A 17582-nucleotide genomic window follows, 5' to 3' on the forward strand; every position below is an offset into this window, starting at 1 on the left:
GAAATGAATGTTTACTTTTGATGGACTACACGAATCGGGTTCTTACTGCCTGTTTGAGCGGGATAAAAGAAGGATAGGAAGATGAGAGGAGGTAGGCATGGGAATACTGAATAGAAGTTCGGTATGTTCTTTTTCGATACATAAAGAAATTTCCTGTGCTAATAAATGATGAAGCGAGCAAGAATTATTTATAATCCTACTTCTGGGCGCGAGCTATTTAAGAAGAGCTTACCGGAAGTATTACAAAAATTAGAACAAGCTGGATATGAAGCGTCTTGTCATGCGACAACTGGTCCTGGCGATGCGACTGTGGCAGCGAGGCAAGCTGCGGATCGTAAATTTGATGTTGTTATTGCAGCTGGTGGTGATGGTACATTAAATGAAGTAGTGAACGGTTTAGTTGGACATGAACATCGTCCGAAGTTTGGAATTATTCCAGTTGGAACGACAAATGATTTTGCGCGTGCGATTGGTGTACCTCGTGCGATTGAAGAGGCTGCGGATATTATTTGTGAAGGGAAAACAGTTCCGTTAGATCTTGGTAGAGCGAATGATACATATTTCATTAATATCGCTGGTGGCGGCCGTATTACAGAATTAACATATGAAGTACCAAGTAAGCTAAAGACAGTATTAGGCCAACTTGCTTACTATTTAAAAGGAATCGAAATGTTACCATCATTACATCCAACATATGTTGAAATTGAGTATGATGGAAAGATGCTACAAGAAGAAATTACGATGTTTTTAATTACGAATACTCGTTCAGTGGGTGGCTTTGAAAAGGTAGCACCATATGCATCAATTAACGATGGATTATTTGATTTATTAGTACTGAAAAAAGGTTCTATTGCTGACTTAATTAAAGCAGCAACACAAGCGCAGCGTGGTGAACATATTAACAATCCAAAAGTGCTATACACACAAGCAAATCGAATTAAAGTGCATTCACCAGATAAATTAATGATTAACTTAGATGGTGAATACGGTGGAGATGCACCGATGGAATTCGAAAATATATATCATTGTCTGGAACTATTTGTTCCTGAACATCAAGAGGATGCCCTGTAAAGGCATCCTTTTTATTATATAGAGGAATTGTAAATTGGAAGTTAGTTTGATTTTTATGGTATTTTTACAATTCGTTTATGTTATATCCATACTTTATTGATACACTGGAGGAGATAAGAAACGAGAGGTAGTGTGCTATGGAGAAGGTAAAAGCAATATTATTTGATAAAGATGGGACATTAATGGATTTTCATTCAATTTGGATAAAAGTAGCTGAAGAACTGGTGGCAGAATGTATAAATTTATATCAACTTCCAAAGTCAATGCAGCCTACTGTATTAAAAGAAATCGGTGTGGATGGGGCATTTGTGAACCCTCATAGCGCAATAGCGGCAGGAACAAGCCTTGATGTTGCAAAAGGGCTTTGTAAGTATATTACGTCATCTAAGGAAGAAGAGATGCATGAGTGGGTAAGTGAAAAATTATTTTCCCTTATGTACGAGCACCGTTCCTATATGAGAATGACGGCAGATTTACCAAGAATTTTACAAAGCTTAAAGAATAGAGGATTTATTTTAGGCGTTGTTACAGCTGATGATTTCGCACCGACAGAATTATTTTTAAAACAGTATCAATTAGAGTCTTATTTTGATTATGTTGTAGCTTCAGATACGTTTCCGGCACAAAAGCCAGATAAAAGAATTGTAGAATCGTTTTGTGAAATGTTTCATTTAGAGGCGTGTGAAGTAGCAGTCGTTGGAGATACTCCAACTGATTTACATTTAGCGAAAAATGGCGGCGATTGCTATGCAATTGGAGTACTATCTGGTACAGGGGATCGTCAAACTTTAGAACCACTTGCGGATTTAGTAGTACAATCTGTTGAGGATTTTATTTCTCATTCAGGTGAGTTTATTTGGGAACAAGGAAAGTCTAATGTGTAAGAAAAATAAGTCTATAAAGACTCTTAATGAGTCTTTATAGACTTGTTTTTTATGCTGAAATAGAAGGCATGTAGGATGAATGCTGGAAAAGAATGTTGGCATACATTTTGCAATGTAAAAAGAAAATAATGTAAAGAAAAGGATGGGGTACGTAATGAACACAAAAAAATTTGCTAAAGTAAATGAACAAATTCCTGGACCGAAAGCAGCGTCTTTATTAGAACGCCGCCAAAATATAGTACCAAAAGGAGTAAGTAACGGCATCCCAACGTTTGTACAATCTGCAAGTGGTGCTCTTGTAACAGATGTTGATGGCAATCAGTACATTGATTTCGCGGGAGCAATCGGAACAATAAACGTAGGGCATTGTCATCCAGCTGTTAAAGAGGCGCTCCATAAACAAGTAGATCAATACATTCATACTGGATTTAACGTCATGATGTATGAGCCATATATTGAATTAGCAGAAAAACTTGCAGCATTAGCACCGGGAAGTTTTGATAAGCAAGTACTATTTTTAAATAGTGGTGCAGAAGCAGTTGAGAACGCTGTGAAAATCGCTCGTAAATATACAAAAAGACCTGGTATTATCGCGTTTTCTAAAGGATTCCATGGGCGTACATTAATGACAATGACGATGACAAGTAAAGTAAAACCATATAAATTTGGATTTGGCCCATTTGCGCCTGAAGTCTATAAAGCACCATTCCCGTACGAATATCGCCGCCCAGAAGGATTAACGGAAGAGCAGTATGATGACTTTATGATTGAAGAGTTTAAGAATTTCTTCATATCAGAAGTAGCACCAGAAACAATTGCAGCCGTTGTAATGGAACCTGTTCAAGGGGAAGGTGGATTTATCGTTCCAAGTAAGAGGTTTGTGCAAGAAGTACGCAATATTTGTTCAGAACACGGCATCCTATTTGTAGCGGATGAAATTCAAACAGGATTTAGTCGTACAGGAAAATATTTTGCCATTGATCATTATGATGTCGTTCCAGATTTAATTACGGTATCTAAATCATTAGGCGCTGGTGTACCGATTAGTGGTGTTATTGGACGCAAGGAAATTATGAATGAGTCTGCACCGGGAGAGCTTGGTGGAACGTACGCAGGAAGCCCGCTAGGATGTGTAGCAGCATTGGCAGTACTTGATGTAATAGAGAAAGAGAATTTAAATGATAGAGCGATAGAATTAGGAAAAGTCGTAATGAACCGATTCGAAGAGATGAAAAATAAATATAATTGCATTGGTGATGTGCGTGGTTTAGGGGCAATGTGTGCATTCGAGCTCGTTCAAGATCGTAAGACGAAAGCACCTGATAAAACGTTAACAGCTAACTTGTGTTCAGAAGCAAACAAACGTGGATTACTTCTACTATCAGCAGGGACATACGGTAATGTTATTCGTGTGTTAATGCCATTAGTTATTACAGATGAGCAACTTGAAGAAGGATTAACAATTATTGAAGAATCATTGCAAGTCTGTTATGAGAAAGCAAATACTGCGCATGTTTAAAGGCTAAATAATAAATCGCAAACATTCTAGCTGACTCTATATAAAATACAGAAAATTCACTTTATAATAAAGGTAGTGAAGTGAATCGATGGATTGGAAGTTAGGGGTGGCTAGGATGGTTGCAGAAAAGGAACGAATGTTAATGGATTTACAAGATGTATTTGAATATGCGTTTGACGAAATTTTTGTAACTGACGAAAAGGGAATCGTTGTGCGTGTAAATAGTACATGTGAAGGGCACTATCAATTAGCTGCTAAAGAGTTAGTAGGTAAGCATGTAAAAGAATTGCAGAAGGATGGTATCTTTTATCCATCGGCAACGTTAGAAGTAATTGAAAAAAAGAGACCGATTGAACTCGTTCAAACGACAAAATCAGGAGAGTATTTACATGTTCGTACAAGGCCTGTTTTTGATGATGAGGGGAATTTAAGAAGAGTAATTAGTTACTCTCGTGATCTTACAGAACTCTACCAATTACGTCAAAAGGTAGAGGAAATGGATAATCAGTTAAAAACATATAAAAAAGAATTAAGAGAAACGTATGAGCATGAAGGACTTATTTTTAAAAGTATCGCTATGCAAAAAATAGTCGAGACAATTAAGAAAGTATCTGTGGTAGATAGTACAGTTCTCGTTTTAGGTGAGACAGGAGTAGGGAAGAGTCGATTAGTACGTCATTTACATGAAGTGAGTAACCGGAAGAATGAAAGTTTCTATGAAATTAACTGTGCGGCATTGCCAACGAATTTAATTGAATCAGAGCTTTTTGGATACTCAGGTGGATCTTTTACGGGTGCGAATCGTGAAGGGAAAAAGGGACTATTAGAATCCGCGCATAAAGGAACTCTTTTCTTAGATGAAATTGGCGAAATGCCGCTTGAAATTCAAGCGAAGCTCTTGCAAGTGTTGCAGGAGAAGACATTTCGCCCTATTGGCGGAAGAGAATTAAAAAAAGTGGATGTGAGAATTGTAGCGGCAACAAATCGAGATTTAAGTATGATGGTGAAACAGGGAACATTCCGGAAAGATTTATATTATCGTCTGAATGTCATTCCAATTTTAATTCCGCCACTCAGGGAAAGAACCGAAGACATTTTGCCACTCATTTATCATTATTTACAGCACTTTAATGAGAAATATGGCCGGAATGTAAAATTAGCACCTAGCACATTGCAAATGTTTGTTGGTTACCCTTGGGAAGGAAATAATAGAGAAATTGAAAATGTGATTGAGCGAATTGTTATAACTGTTGACGATATCGTTACGATAGAAGATTTGCCAATAGCGATGCAAGAATCAACGGTTGAACAGTCCGGTCAAAGTCTCTATAAAATGTTAGAAGAAGTAGAACGGAATATTATTTTGAAAGCATATAAAACATACGGATCGAGTTATAAAGTAGCGGAGTTTTTAAAAATAAGTCAATCTGCTGCCACTAGGAAAATAAAGAAACTTATAGAGGAGGAAGAAAACATTGGATAAAAAAGCGACGTTTGTAAATATAGAGAAAAAGGCGATGTATATAAATGGTGAGTGGATTACATTGCAAGAACAAATCGAGGTAAATAATCCAGCAACGAAGGAAATATTTGCGACGGTACCAAGGGGCGGAGTAACAGAAGCAAAGCAAGCTGTTGATGCGGCCCATGAAGCTTTTAAATCATGGTCTAAGTTAACAGCAGCAGACCGTGCAGTGAAGTTGAAAAAATGGTTCACACTTATTGATGAAAATAAAGAAGAGATTGCAGCAATCATGACGAGAGAACAAGGAAAGCCGTTTGCAGAAGCACTTGGTGAAGTGAATTATGCAAATAGCTTTGTTGAATGGTATGCAGAAGAAGGAAAACGCGTATACGGTGAAATGATTCCTGCTTCTCATCCGAATAAACGTATTTTAGTTATGAAGCAACCAGTTGGAGTTATGGCAGCTATTACACCTTGGAATTTCCCGGCTGCTATGATTACGAGAAAGGTAGCCCCGGCGCTTGCAGCAGGATGTACAGCAGTTGTAAAACCTGCAAGTCAAACGCCGTTAACTGCGTTGAAATTAGCTGAATTAGCTCATGAAGCGGACATTCCAAAAGGCGTAATAAATATTGTAACAGGCAGTGCGAAAGCAATTGCTGATACGTGGATGAAAGATGGACGTGTTCGAAAGGTTTCCTTTACAGGATCAACGGAAATTGGGAAGGAATTAATGGCCAGTGCTGCACAAACGATGAAAAAGGTTTCACTTGAGTTAGGTGGTCACGCGCCGTTTATTGTTATGAACGATGCGGACTTAGATAAAGCGGTAGAGGCGGTAATCGGTTCGAAATTCCGTAACGCAGGACAAACGTGTATATGTACAAACCGAGTATTTGTTCAGGAAGAAGTATATGAAGTATTTGCAGAGAAGTTTCAAAAGGCAGTAGGACAGTTGAAAGTAGGAGACGGTTTCGGTGACGGAACGACTGTAGGACCACTTATTGACGAGAATGCAGTTTCGAAAGTACAGGAACATATTGAGGATGCTATTCAAAAGGGTGGAACAGTTTTATTTGGTGGTCAAAAGGTTGCAGAGCTAGATGGACACTTTATGCAACCAACTGTAATTGGGTTGGCGAACGATACGATGCTTTGTATGAATGAAGAAACATTCGGACCAGTGGCACCAGTTGCGAAATTTAAAACGGTTGAAGAAGTAATTGAACGTGCAAATAATACACCATACGGTTTAGCTGCATATATTTTTACAAAAGATATTAGTCAAGCATTCCAAATTAGTGAAGCATTAGAGTACGGCATTATCGGATTAAATGATGGTCTTCCATCAGTTGCACAAGCACCGTTCGGTGGCTTTAAAGAGAGTGGTATTGGCCGCGAAGGAGGCCATTTCGGTATCGAGGAATATTTAGAAATTAAATATATTTCATTAGGGCTATAAGTAGTATACTAGAATCTCTATAAGGTAACAGAGAAGGAGATTCTAGTATGGTATATTGGCTATTATTACTCGTAACAATTATTTTTGAAGTAGCTGGAACAATTGCGATGAAATTATCGAATGGTTTAACAAAGCTCGTTCCAAGTGTACTGATTTTCGTATTTTATGGAATTTGTTTTAGCGTATTTGCTATTGTTGTCAAAAAAATTCATTTAAGTATCGCTTATGCCATTTGGTCTGGTGTAGGAACATTACTTATTACAATCATTAGCGTGTATTTCTTTAAAGAGCACATTAGCTTATTCCAAGCATTTTGTATTCTCTTTATTGTTTTAGGAGTAATTGGACTTAAGGTTTCATCGGCATCATAAAAGGCTATCTTCCGGTGTGGAAGATAGCCTTTTATTTGTGTTAAAATGCCCAGTTACCTTTACGGAAGATTGGTTCATGTCTTCCATCACCTGTAATACCATCGATATCAAGCTCAGCTGATCCGATCATAAAGTCGTTGTGTGTAATACTAGTATTTGCTCCATTTTCAGCAAGTTCTTCTTTAGACATTGTTTTTCCGCCAACTAAGTTGAAAGCATAAGCACTTCCGATTGCAAGGTGGCAAGATGCGTTTTCATCAAATAGCGTATTGTAGAATAAAATATTTGTGTTTGAAATTGGTGAGTCATGAGGTACTAAAGCCACTTCTCCTAAGAAGTGAGAACCTTCATCTGTTTCTACTAAATGTTTTAAAGCTTCTTCACCAGTTTCAGCTTTATAGTCTACGATACGTCCGTTTTCAAATGTTAACGTGAAATTATCGATAATGTTACCTGCAAATGCTAACGGTTTTGTGCTAGATACTTGACCGTTTACACCTGTTTTAAGTGGCATTGTAAATACTTCTTCAGTTGGAATGTTCGCCATAAATGGTACGTTCTTTTCATTTAAGCTACCAGCACCAGCCCATACATGCTTTTCTGGAAGTTCGATTGTTAAATCTGTTCCAGGACCTGTATAGTGAAGAGCTTTATAATGCTTTTCGTTTAAGTAATCAACTTTTGTATGTAACGTTTCATCGTGTTCTTTCCATGCTTCCACAGGATTTTCTAAATCAGCACGAGTAGCTTTGAAAATAGCATCCCATAGTTTTGCTTCCTGTTCTTCTGGTGCAACGTCAGGGAATACTTTCGCAGCCCATTCTTTCGTAGGAACAGAAATGACACACCAGCTTACTTTATCAGCTTGTACGTAATCACGGTATACTTTCATTGCTTCACCAGCTACTTTATGAGCTGTTGCTATACGAGTTGCTTCTACACCTTTTAATAAATCAGGGTTTTCTGCATAAATAGACATAAATGCAGCGCCTTCTTTTGCTAATTCTTCACGAGCGTGTGCTTTCCAAGTTGGGAATTCAGCGAATGCTTCTTCAGGAGCTAGATCGAACTTTAAGCGTGTTAACGTCTCATCATTCCAATCCACATATACGTGTTTTGCACCAGATTTATATGCTTTTTCTGTAACGAGGCGTACAAATTGTACAGCTTCAAGAGGTGCACTAATTGATAATGTTTGTCCTGGTTGAATATTAACACCAACATTGACTGCAAGAGCAGCATATTTCTCTAACGTTTGTTCAAATGACATATGTATAATCTCCTTTAATTTGAAAGATTTCTTACTATATATAATACAAGAAAATTCAAAAAATATATATAAATATAGCGTAAAAAGAGAGCTCAAAATATATTGAGCTCTCATCGTTATTTAATCGAAGAAGCAAATTGTTCTACAGTCGTCGAATTGTGTATGCGAACACGCTTCATTTTTAACAACTCATCGGGTTCACCTTTTGTGATGAACTTTCCGGGTTTTGTTGTCGTCGCAAATTGATAATATTTTTTCGTTTCTGCAACGACTTTATCATCTACATGACCGAATGGATAAGCAACTGCGATAACGGGCTTACCTGTTATTTTTTCTAGCTTTTCTTTCGATCCCTTTAATTCTTCTTCATAGTTTGTAATCTTCGGTAAGTCTGCATGCGTTGCAGTATGAGATTGCATGGAGAAAATGCCGGAATCAACCATTTCTTTTATGTCAGATGTAGACAGTGATCCTTCTACATCAACGTTATCAACAATCATATATTCTGTTGCTGTTGGTTTAAACGTATCGTTTTTTAGCTTTTGCAAAATATGAAATGCATTCATATTATTTTTCATACCGTCATCAAATGTAACAAAGATAGGTTTATTCACTTTATTTATATCGCCCCAGCGTTCAAAAGTTAGTAATGTATAATCATTGTCTTTTAAATATTTCATTTGGGCTTCGAAGTTAGCGGGGGATACGAATAAATCTTTAATGCCTTGTCCGTGATAATCATCGATTGCATGGTACATAAGAACGGGAACCTTTTGCTCGAAAGCAATAGCAGATTTTGTGAGCGGAATGGTTTTCCCATCTTCTTTCATTCCTATTGCTTCAATTTGAAACTCACCGCGTTTTCCTTCAAATTCTTTTATGTCAAAAGGCATTGTAAACTGTTTATCCTTTTCTTTAGAAGAAAAAGATTTAGTGTGTTCCTTTCCGTCAGCTGTGCGCCAAATTTTATATTGTACCTCAGTTAAAGTATCCTTTATATCTGTCATATGAATAGTAGTATTTGTAGATTCATGTGTAATTGGAGTATAAGAAATTTTACCCTGTTCTTGTACGGTCACTTCTTGTTTCTTAGTCTCTTGAACCTTTTTCTCTTTTTTAGGTTCAGGACTTACGTTGCTACTGTTACAGCCAGCTAAAATGGCAGATGTACATAAAGCGATTACTGCGTATTTTCTCATAAAATCACCTTCTATTGTGTATTATGTTGCATACGTATTTAAAATCCCCACCGCTGTAAGAGCGGTGGGGACATACCCTTGTTCATCATATCATTTTAGTAATGAGATAGGTTAGTGACTTTCAATAAATCTATTCGTTCGTCTTCTAGTGAAGTTTACTTTATCCTGCTATTTGTGGGCAGTAAGACCCCACCTCAAAATTCAGTGAAAACAAAGAGGTCAGGTGAGAGCTGATTAAAGTTTCACTTTATAAGAGATATGAATTGTTCCATCGATGTATTAGGCCCTACAAAATGGCGTTTAATTAAGTACTGCTCGTTTGGCATCCCTTTTGTAATGTGATTGCCGTGATCAGTAGTTACTGCGAACTCATAGTGTTTTTTTGTTTCTTCAACAGCTAGATCATTATAAGAACCTACTGGATAGGCGAGAGCGATGACCTTTTTACCAGTAAGGGCTTCGATTTTTTCTTTCGAACTACGTAATTCCTCATCATAATTACTGGAATGAGCCATCATCGTATGATTAGCAGTATGTGATTGAATAGAAAAAATGCCTGAATCCATCATTTGTTTTATCTCATCTGTTGATAGACGATTTGGTTTGTCTATCTCATTTGCAGTAAGAAATTCAGTAGCCGTAGGTTGAAATCTATCATCCTTTAATTTTTGTAAAATATGAAGAGCGTTCATATTATTTTTTCGACCATCATCCATTGTTACAAAAACAGGTTTATTTACACGATTTATATCATTCCAACGTTCAAACGTAAGCATCGTATAACCGTTATTTTTTAAATATTGCATATGCTTTTCGAATTGTTCAGGTGGTACGTATAAACCGTAATCCCCATCATTTGGTCCAGGGTATTTTTCAATTGCATGGTACATTAATACGGGTACACTTTGCTGGAATGTAATTTTAGATGTTATTAGATTTGTTTCAGTATTATCTTCTTTGATTCCTACTGTTTCAATTTGGAATTCGCCACGTTTTAAATGAAATGATTTTAAATGTAGTGGGAGGGCAAAGTCACGTTCTTTTTCTTGTGAAGTAAAAGTTTGTTTGCTTTCAGGACCATCAGCAGTACGCCAAATATTGTAACGTACTTGTTTGAATGAATCTCTTAAATCCTTTGTATAAAGCGTGGTGTTTTGTGCGTTATATTCATACGGATCCCATGTAATAATCCCTTGTGTTAAAGGAAGTTCAACTGCTTTCGCTTTTTTTTGTTCAACTGTTTGTTTCACCGTAGCTTCTTTTATTTGTTTATCACTAGTGCTACTAGTGTTACAACCTACGAGAATAGCAGAAGAAAGTAAAGCGATATATGTATATTTTTTCATTCTATCATCCTTCTATTGTGTTTTAATTATCATCAATTATGTCATGCAATCATCATTTGTATAAGTGACACTAACTCAAATTTTCGATTTTAAAAATTTGAATTATACCCTTGTACATCATATCACTATAGAATATATAGGGGAATACATTTTTGGGATAATTAGGAAAAAACTTATATTTTTCTGGTGGGATTTACATAAGCATACATATAGAAGAAAGTAAAAAAACTCCACCTAAATTTCCTTTTGGAAAAGGAGAAGTAAGGTGGAGTTTTTTATTAAATAAACAATCCAGCGATTGTTGCAGATAAAATAGAAGCAAGTGTTGATGCAAATAGCATTTTCCAACCAAATTTAGAAACGATGCTTCCTTGTTTTTCAGAAAGGGCACGGATTGTACCTACAATCGCACCAATTTGGCTAATACTTGCGAAGCTAATTAAGAATACTGTAACGATTCCAACTGTACGTGGAGATAATGTTGCTGCAACATCTTTTAAATCAAGAATTGCTACAAACTCGTTTAATACAATCTTCGTACCCATAATACCACCAGCTGGGATAATATCTTGAGTTGGAATACCCATTAAGAACGCGAATGGAGAAAGTATATAACCGAAGATTTGTTGTAAAGTAACAGCATATCCCATTGCACCTGAAGCTGCGCTAATTACGTAGTTTACAACTTCCATTACACCGATGAAGGCAATCATTAATGCGGCAACGATACCAGCTACCTTTAAACCATCAAGCGCACCGTTAATCATTGCGCCGATAAAGCTGTCTCCGAATAAAGTTCTATCAAATTTTTGAATCACTTCATCTTCTTTCTTCGTATCAACTGGTGTTAATAGCGAACAAACGATCAAGCTTGAGAATAAGTTTAGCGGAAGAGCTGCTAGTACATATTTCGCATCTAACATCATTACGTATGATGCTGTAACAGAAGCAGAAACGGAACTCATCGCAGAACAACAAATGATAAACATACGGTTTTTGTTAAAATGCTGTAAATCGTTTTTAATAACGATTAACGCTTCACTTGAACCGAAGAATACAGAGTTTACTGCGTGGAATGACTCGACGCGTGGTAAACCAGTAATTTTTGAAATGGCACCGCCGACAACGCGAACGATGAATGGTAAAACACCTAAATAGCTAAAGATAGAAAGTAGTGCTGAGAAAAATACGATAATTAATAGTACGTTTAAGAAAAAGACAAAATCTCTTTGAATTCCATTAAAGAGAAAATCGACACCTGTCGTACCAAGTTTAATTAGTTTGTTGAAAACTTTACCAATGAAAATAATGATTTGTTGACCAATCTTTGTGCCAAACATAAACCAACCGATTAAAATTTGAAAACCAATCATAATAGCAATTGCACGGAAGTTGATTTTACTTCTATTGTTTGACAAAGCAAAGCATAAACCTAAAACGACAAGAATACCGATAATGCTCATTACATATTGCATGTAGTTGCCCCTTTCAGAAGTTCGTATAAAGTTTGTACATAAAACGCTCGTTATATTACTAAAAATAAAACAAAGAGGTTTTATGTCATACGTAAGATGTCTGACCTTTTAGAAAAATAAAAATAAAAAAAGACCCATATGGATTCACTTTCATCTATGAGAGAAAGCTAATCAATATGAGTCTTTTTTTGCACATAGGCTAATATTCATTAGTTTTCCCCATAGTCCAGCAATTTAAGGTTGCCGGGTAGAAACTCTCGATCCATATTATCGAATATATATGAGGTAACATCGTCCGTATTAAATTAGTAGTAGCGTAACATTAACAGAGAACTATCGTCAATAGCTTTTTTTCTTCCGATAGAAATAGACCATATAAGTATGATAAAATGTAACGCAGTGTTATGAAAAAGAGAGGTCGGAAAATGAGTACAAAAATGACGCCACCAGTTGAGAAAAACGAGTTTATAGATGTAGTATTTGAAGATTTAACACATGATGGTGCCGGTGTTGCGAAAGTAAAGGGCTATCCTATTTTCGTTAAAAACGGATTACCAGGTGAAGAAGCACAAATTAAAATTATTAAAGTGAAGAAAAACTTCGCATTCGGTCGTTTAATGAAACTTCATACAGAAAGCCCATATCGTAAAGATGCAGAATGCCCAGTGTACAATCAGTGCGGCGGTTGTCAGCTTCAGCATTTAACATATGAAGGACAATTACAAGCGAAAGAAAAACAAGTACGTGACGTTATGCAGCGTATTGGCGGATTAAGCGATGTTCCTGTGCACCCTGTACTTGGCATGAAGAACCCATGGGTATACCGTAACAAAGCACAAGTACCAATTGGCGAACGTGAAGGTGGACTTGTCGCTGGTTTCTATCGCCAAGGAACACATGACATCATTAATATGGAATCATGTTTAATTCAGGCTGAAGAAAACGATACATTAATCCAGGAAGTAAAACGTATTTGTGAAAAACACGGTATTTCGGCATATAACGAAGAACGTAATAAAGGAACACTTCGCCATGTAATGGCTCGTTACGGACAAGTAACAGGGGAAATTATGCTTGTCTTTATTACTCGTACAGCAGAATTACCAAACAAGAAAGCAATCATTGAAGAAATTGCTGCAAAATTCCCAGAAGTAAAATCGATTGTTCAAAACGTAAACACGAAACGTACAAACGTAATCTTCGGAGACACAACGAAAGTACTGTACGGATCAGAATATATTTATGACTTTATCGGTGACATTAAATTTGCAATTTCAGCACGTTCATTCTATCAAGTAAATCCAGAACAAACGAAAGTGCTATACGATAAAACGTTAGAATACGCAAAACTAGATGGCAACGAAACAGTAATTGATGCCTATTGTGGAATTGGATCAATCTCCTTATTCCTAGCGCAAAAAGCGAAAAAAGTGTACGGCGTTGAAATCGTCCCAGAAGCAATCGAGGACGCAAACCGAAACGCAGCACTAAACAACATGACAAACGCTGAATTTGGCGTAGGAGAAGCAGAAGTAGTTATTCCAAAATGGTACAAAGAAGGCATAATCGCCGACACAATGGTCGTAGATCCACCGCGTAAAGGTTGTGATGATGCACTACTAAACACAATCATCGACATGAAACCAAAACGCGTCGTATACGTATCATGTAACCCAGCAACATTAGCACGTGACTTAAAAGTACTAGAAGAAGGCGGATATAAAACGCAGGAAGTACAACCTGTTGATATGTTCCCGCATACGACTCATGTGGAGTGTGTGGCTTGGCTGAAGTTGGTATAATAGGAAAGCAGTTGATATAGGAAAATCTATACCATCTGCTTTTTGGTTTATCCCGCTTTAATGGGCAGTAAGACCCCCACCTCAAAATTCAACGAAAGCAAAGAATTTAGGTGGGGAATCAACTGCCCATAAAAGTCCGATTGGTTCAACTAATAACCAGTGGGGGATGAAGAAAACCCCCACTGATTAAAGTTTCACTTTATTGAGAGTTTGAAATTGCATTCATATTGAGAGGATTTGAATTTGAAATGATAGATAATTTTTGGCGTGATTTACCACGACCATTTTTCGTACTTGCACCAATGGAAGATGTGACAGATGTTGTTTTCCGTCACGTAGTAAGTGAAGCTGGTTGTCCAGACGTATTCTTCACAGAGTTCACAAACTCGGATAGTTATTGTCATCCAGAAGGTATGAAAAGTGTACGTGGCCGTTTAATTTTTACAGAAGATGAACAACCGATCGTGGCGCATATTTGGGGAGATAATCCTGAATATTTCCGTCAAATGAGTATTGGTATGGCAGAGCTAGGATTTAAAGGCATCGATATTAACATGGGTTGCCCTGTACCGAACGTTGCATCAAGAGGAAAAGGTAGTGGCCTTATTCTACGCCCAGACGTTGCGGCAGAACTTATTCAAGCAGCAAAAGCGGGCGGACTACCTGTCAGCGTAAAGACGCGACTGGGCTTTAAAGAGTTAAGCGAATGGGAAGATTGGTTAACGCATATTTTCAAACAAGATATCGCAAACCTTTCTATTCACTTACGTACAAGAGAAGAAATGAGCCAAGTGGATGCGCATTGGGAACTAATTCCGGAAATTAAAAAATTACGTGACCGTATCGCACCAAATACACTAATAACAATCAACGGAGACATTCCTGACCGTAAAATCGGACTAGAACTTGCTGAAAAATACGGCATTGATGGTGTTATGATCGGACGAGGTATCTTTAAAAATCCATTTGCTTTCGAAAAAGAGCCAAGAGAGCATAGCAGTAAAGAACATCTAGATCTTTTAAGACTACAACTTGATCTTCAAGATCAATATGCAGAAGTATTACCACGCTCCATCACAGGACTACATCGCTTCTTCAAAATTTATGTAAAAGGCTTCCCTGGAGCTGCTGAATTAAGAAATCAATTGATGAGCACAAAATCAACTGATGAAGTACGCGCATTACTTGATAAGTTTGAGGCGAGTGTGAATGTGGTAGAAGGTAGTGAAACGGTGTAACTTTTGAAAGTTACACTGTTTCATTTTAATTAAGGTGAACCGTATCATAAGTAAGGGCGGTATTCTATTCTATGTAAAAATACGAGCAAGAAAAGAATGCAGGAGAAAATCGAAAGTGGTAGGTTGATCTGGATTTTCAATGATAGTATCATGTTTATTTATTATGCCTATAATTGGAGGCGATGTGAATGTTAAGTGATCAGGCGAGATATTCTAGGCTCGCGAATATAACAAAAATAATAAATACAAAATTAGAACTACGTGAAGTATTACAGCGTGTAACAATGGCGATATCAGAGGAGATTGTTAAGTGTAACTCTGTTGGAATTTATTTACCCCAGGAAGATGGAACCTTTAGAGGATTTGCAGGAAAACCAAAGACCATAAATGGCGTAACGCTCGATACCCAGGTAATTGATCCTGAAATAGACTTACTGGCAAAAGAGGTTATTGAAACAAAAAAAACGATTTATATCCCTGATACGTCAAAGGATGATCGGCCGGATTCGAGACCAGTTGCTGCGTTCAAAATTAAGTCCTTATTAGCTCTGCCTATATCATTTGGGCAAGAGTTATTTGGTTTGGTTTTTTTATTTGATTATGGAGTTCCAATGAACTTAACAGATTCAGAAATCCAAAGTGTTGAAGCTTATGTAAATATGGCGGCGGTCGCGATTCAAAATGCGAATAATTTAGCACAAAAGGAAAACCTTATTGCAGAGAAGCAGCTGTTACTAAATGTTACCCGTGATTTATCAATGTGTTCCTCGATACAGGAGAGTTTTGATAAATGTTTTTTTTACTTAGGACAGATTTTAGAGAGTAAAAACATGGTAGCCCACCTTTTAGACCCCCTAGACAAAACAATGATTAAAACAACGAAGTTAAGCAAGGACTGTGGTTGGACAGAAGCGGATTGGATGGAGAAAAGCTATGAAGCCAAGATCCAAGAGGTTATCCAAACAAAAAATATAGATAGTAAGGGTCTACTGATGATTCCATTGGTTTCAATGGGAGAAATATTAGGGGTAATTGTTGTTGGCAAAGAGGGAAAAGCTCACAATTATGATAACTCCAAAATACAACTGGCAAAATCTATCGTTGATGCAACAGCGCCTACGTTTTCAAACTTGTTATATATGGATCGGCTTGAAAGCATGGTGGAAGAGCGAACGAGAGAACTAGCTGTTGCTAATGAAAAAGTTACAAGTGTGATTGAAAGTATTACGGATGGATTCTTTACTTTAAATAATACATGGGAATTTACGTACGTAAATAAGCATCAATATTTTCCACAAAGAAAAACAGCAAAAGATGTATTAGGCAAGAATATATGGGAGGTTTTCCCGAGTAGCGTTGACGAAGTCATGTATAAGGAACTTCATCGTGTAATGTCAGAGCGAAATACAGTATATTTTGAATTTTTTTCTACCTCTGATGAATATTGGCACGAAGTTATTGCATATCCGTATGATGATGGTATTTGTTGTATTTTTAAAAACATAACGGAAAAAAAGCAATATGAGCAGGAATTGAAAAGATTATCCAACATAGATTTAATAGGACAAATGGCAGCTGGCATTAGCCATGAGATTAGAAATCCAATGACAACAGTACGAGGATTTTTGCAGTTATTAAAAGAAGAGCCTGCCTATGAGAAACATAATAAGCACTTTAATTTAATGATTGAAGAACTTGACCGTGCCAACTCTATTATTACTGAATTTCTCTCAATGGGTAATACAAGGAAATCGGATTTACAGATGTTAGATTTAAATTCAATTATTCGCGATATTATTCCTTTAATAAAGATTGATACGCATAATCAAAATAAATATATTCAAGTCGATACAAGTGACATTCCGGAATTACTTTTAAATCGTAATGAGATACGGCAATTATTAATAAACTTATACCGTAATGGCTTAGAAGCGATGGACACAGAGAAAGTTCTAACCATTAGCACATACAAAGAAGATCGAGATTGTGTGGTGCTTGCAGTGCGTGATCAAGGAAATGGTATCAGGCCTGAAGTATTAGAGAAACTGGGTACTCCATTTTACACGACCAAAGATAATGGGACAGGATTGGGATTAGGTATATGTTATGCCATTGCTGCCCGTCATAATGCAAAAATAGAAATTCAAACGGGATCCGAAGGCACTACCTTTTTTGTTAAATTTAATTATGAAAATAATAAAAAATAAATTTATTTAGATTAGTTTTGTTGAACTGTACCACAAATATTCATATTTGAGTTGCATAAAAAAATGGACAAATTTATATCAGGTTTGTCCATTTTCAATTGTGTTAATTAATAGTGAATTCCCAACAGAGGTTTCGTTCAGCATCTTTATAATCAATTAAATAATTCAATATTGATCTTTTCCCATATTAACTCTAGTATCAGTATGATTTAATTGGAAGAAAATATGAAATGAAAATACCTAAACAGCATATGTTGCGGTTTTAAAATCATC

The 17582-nt window shown here is 36.7% G+C and carries 13 protein-coding genes and 1 riboswitch; of the genes, 9 read left to right on the forward strand and 4 right to left on the reverse strand.

The features are described 5' to 3' along the window. Positions 1-165 precede the first annotated feature (165 nt). The 6 genes from MR115_RS24875 to MR115_RS24900 all read left to right on the forward strand — a co-directional run bounded on the left by MR115_RS24875 (position 166) and on the right by MR115_RS24900 (position 6772). Positions 166-1071 (forward strand): diacylglycerol kinase, encoded by a 906-nt coding sequence (locus MR115_RS24875; RefSeq protein ID WP_061679429.1) that lies wholly within the window; start codon positions 166-168, stop codon positions 1069-1071. 137 nt (positions 1072-1208) lie between these two features. After that, on the forward strand, positions 1209-1955 hold the full coding sequence (locus tag MR115_RS24880; RefSeq protein WP_242243093.1) for an HAD family hydrolase: 747 nt from the start codon (positions 1209-1211) through the stop codon (positions 1953-1955). 154 nt (positions 1956-2109) lie between these two features. Continuing rightward, complete coding sequence (gene gabT / locus MR115_RS24885; RefSeq protein WP_242243094.1) at positions 2110-3474, forward strand: 4-aminobutyrate--2-oxoglutarate transaminase; 1365 nt, start codon at positions 2110-2112, stop codon at positions 3472-3474. 115 nt (positions 3475-3589) lie between these two features. Beyond that, the gene (locus tag MR115_RS24890) at positions 3590-4957 is read left to right on the forward strand and encodes a sigma-54 interaction domain-containing protein (protein ID WP_242243095.1); all 1368 of its coding nucleotides are present in this window, start codon (positions 3590-3592) and stop codon (positions 4955-4957) included. Continuing rightward, complete coding sequence (gabD, locus tag MR115_RS24895) at positions 4950-6401, forward strand: NADP-dependent succinate-semialdehyde dehydrogenase (RefSeq protein WP_242243096.1); 1452 nt, start codon at positions 4950-4952, stop codon at positions 6399-6401. The genes MR115_RS24890 and gabD overlap by 8 nt, the downstream gene beginning before the upstream one ends. A gap of 47 nt (positions 6402-6448) precedes the next feature. After that, a complete protein-coding gene (locus MR115_RS24900; protein WP_000263262.1) occupies positions 6449-6772 on the forward strand; it encodes a DMT family transporter in 324 nt (107 codons plus the stop codon). A 40-nt stretch (positions 6773-6812) separates the two neighbouring features. On the opposite strand, the gene MR115_RS24905 is transcribed toward MR115_RS24900, so the two are convergent. The 4 genes from MR115_RS24905 to MR115_RS24920 form a co-directional block, all read right to left on the reverse strand. Next, entirely contained in the window at positions 6813-8042 is a 1230-nt protein-coding gene (locus MR115_RS24905; protein WP_242243097.1) for an aminopeptidase, read from the reverse strand. Between the two features lie 116 nt (positions 8043-8158). Next, entirely contained in the window at positions 8159-9241 is a 1083-nt protein-coding gene (locus MR115_RS24910) for a polysaccharide deacetylase family protein (RefSeq protein ID WP_242243098.1), read from the reverse strand. Positions 9242-9483: 242 nt separating this feature from the next. After that, positions 9484-10587, reverse strand: a complete 1104-nt coding sequence (locus MR115_RS24915; RefSeq protein WP_242243099.1) for a polysaccharide deacetylase family protein — start codon at positions 10585-10587, stop codon at positions 9484-9486. 278 nt (positions 10588-10865) lie between these two features. Then, positions 10866-12062 carry a NupC/NupG family nucleoside CNT transporter gene (locus MR115_RS24920; protein ID WP_063262714.1) on the reverse strand — a complete coding sequence of 399 codons (1197 nt, stop codon included), beginning with the start codon at positions 12060-12062 and terminating at the stop codon, positions 10866-10868. A gap of 202 nt (positions 12063-12264) precedes the next feature. Beyond that, positions 12265-12366, reverse strand: a riboswitch (purine riboswitch). A gap of 121 nt (positions 12367-12487) precedes the next feature. Here MR115_RS24920 and rlmD point away from each other — a divergent pair. The 3 genes from rlmD (at position 12488) to MR115_RS24935 (ending at position 17309) form a co-directional block, all read left to right on the forward strand. After that, complete coding sequence (gene rlmD, locus MR115_RS24925; RefSeq protein ID WP_242243100.1) at positions 12488-13864, forward strand: 23S rRNA (uracil(1939)-C(5))-methyltransferase RlmD; 1377 nt, start codon at positions 12488-12490, stop codon at positions 13862-13864. A 248-nt stretch (positions 13865-14112) separates the two neighbouring features. Next, a complete protein-coding gene (locus MR115_RS24930) occupies positions 14113-15102 on the forward strand; it encodes a tRNA dihydrouridine synthase (protein ID WP_242243101.1) in 990 nt (329 codons plus the stop codon). A gap of 188 nt (positions 15103-15290) precedes the next feature. Continuing rightward, the gene (locus MR115_RS24935; protein ID WP_242243102.1) at positions 15291-17309 is read left to right on the forward strand and encodes a GAF domain-containing sensor histidine kinase; all 2019 of its coding nucleotides are present in this window, start codon (positions 15291-15293) and stop codon (positions 17307-17309) included. The last annotated feature ends 273 nt before the right edge of the window (positions 17310-17582 follow it).

The sequence above is a fragment of the Bacillus cereus group sp. BfR-BA-01309 genome (assembly GCF_022664315.1).
Classification (GTDB): Bacteria; Bacillota; Bacilli; order Bacillales; family Bacillaceae_G; genus Bacillus_A; species Bacillus_A mobilis.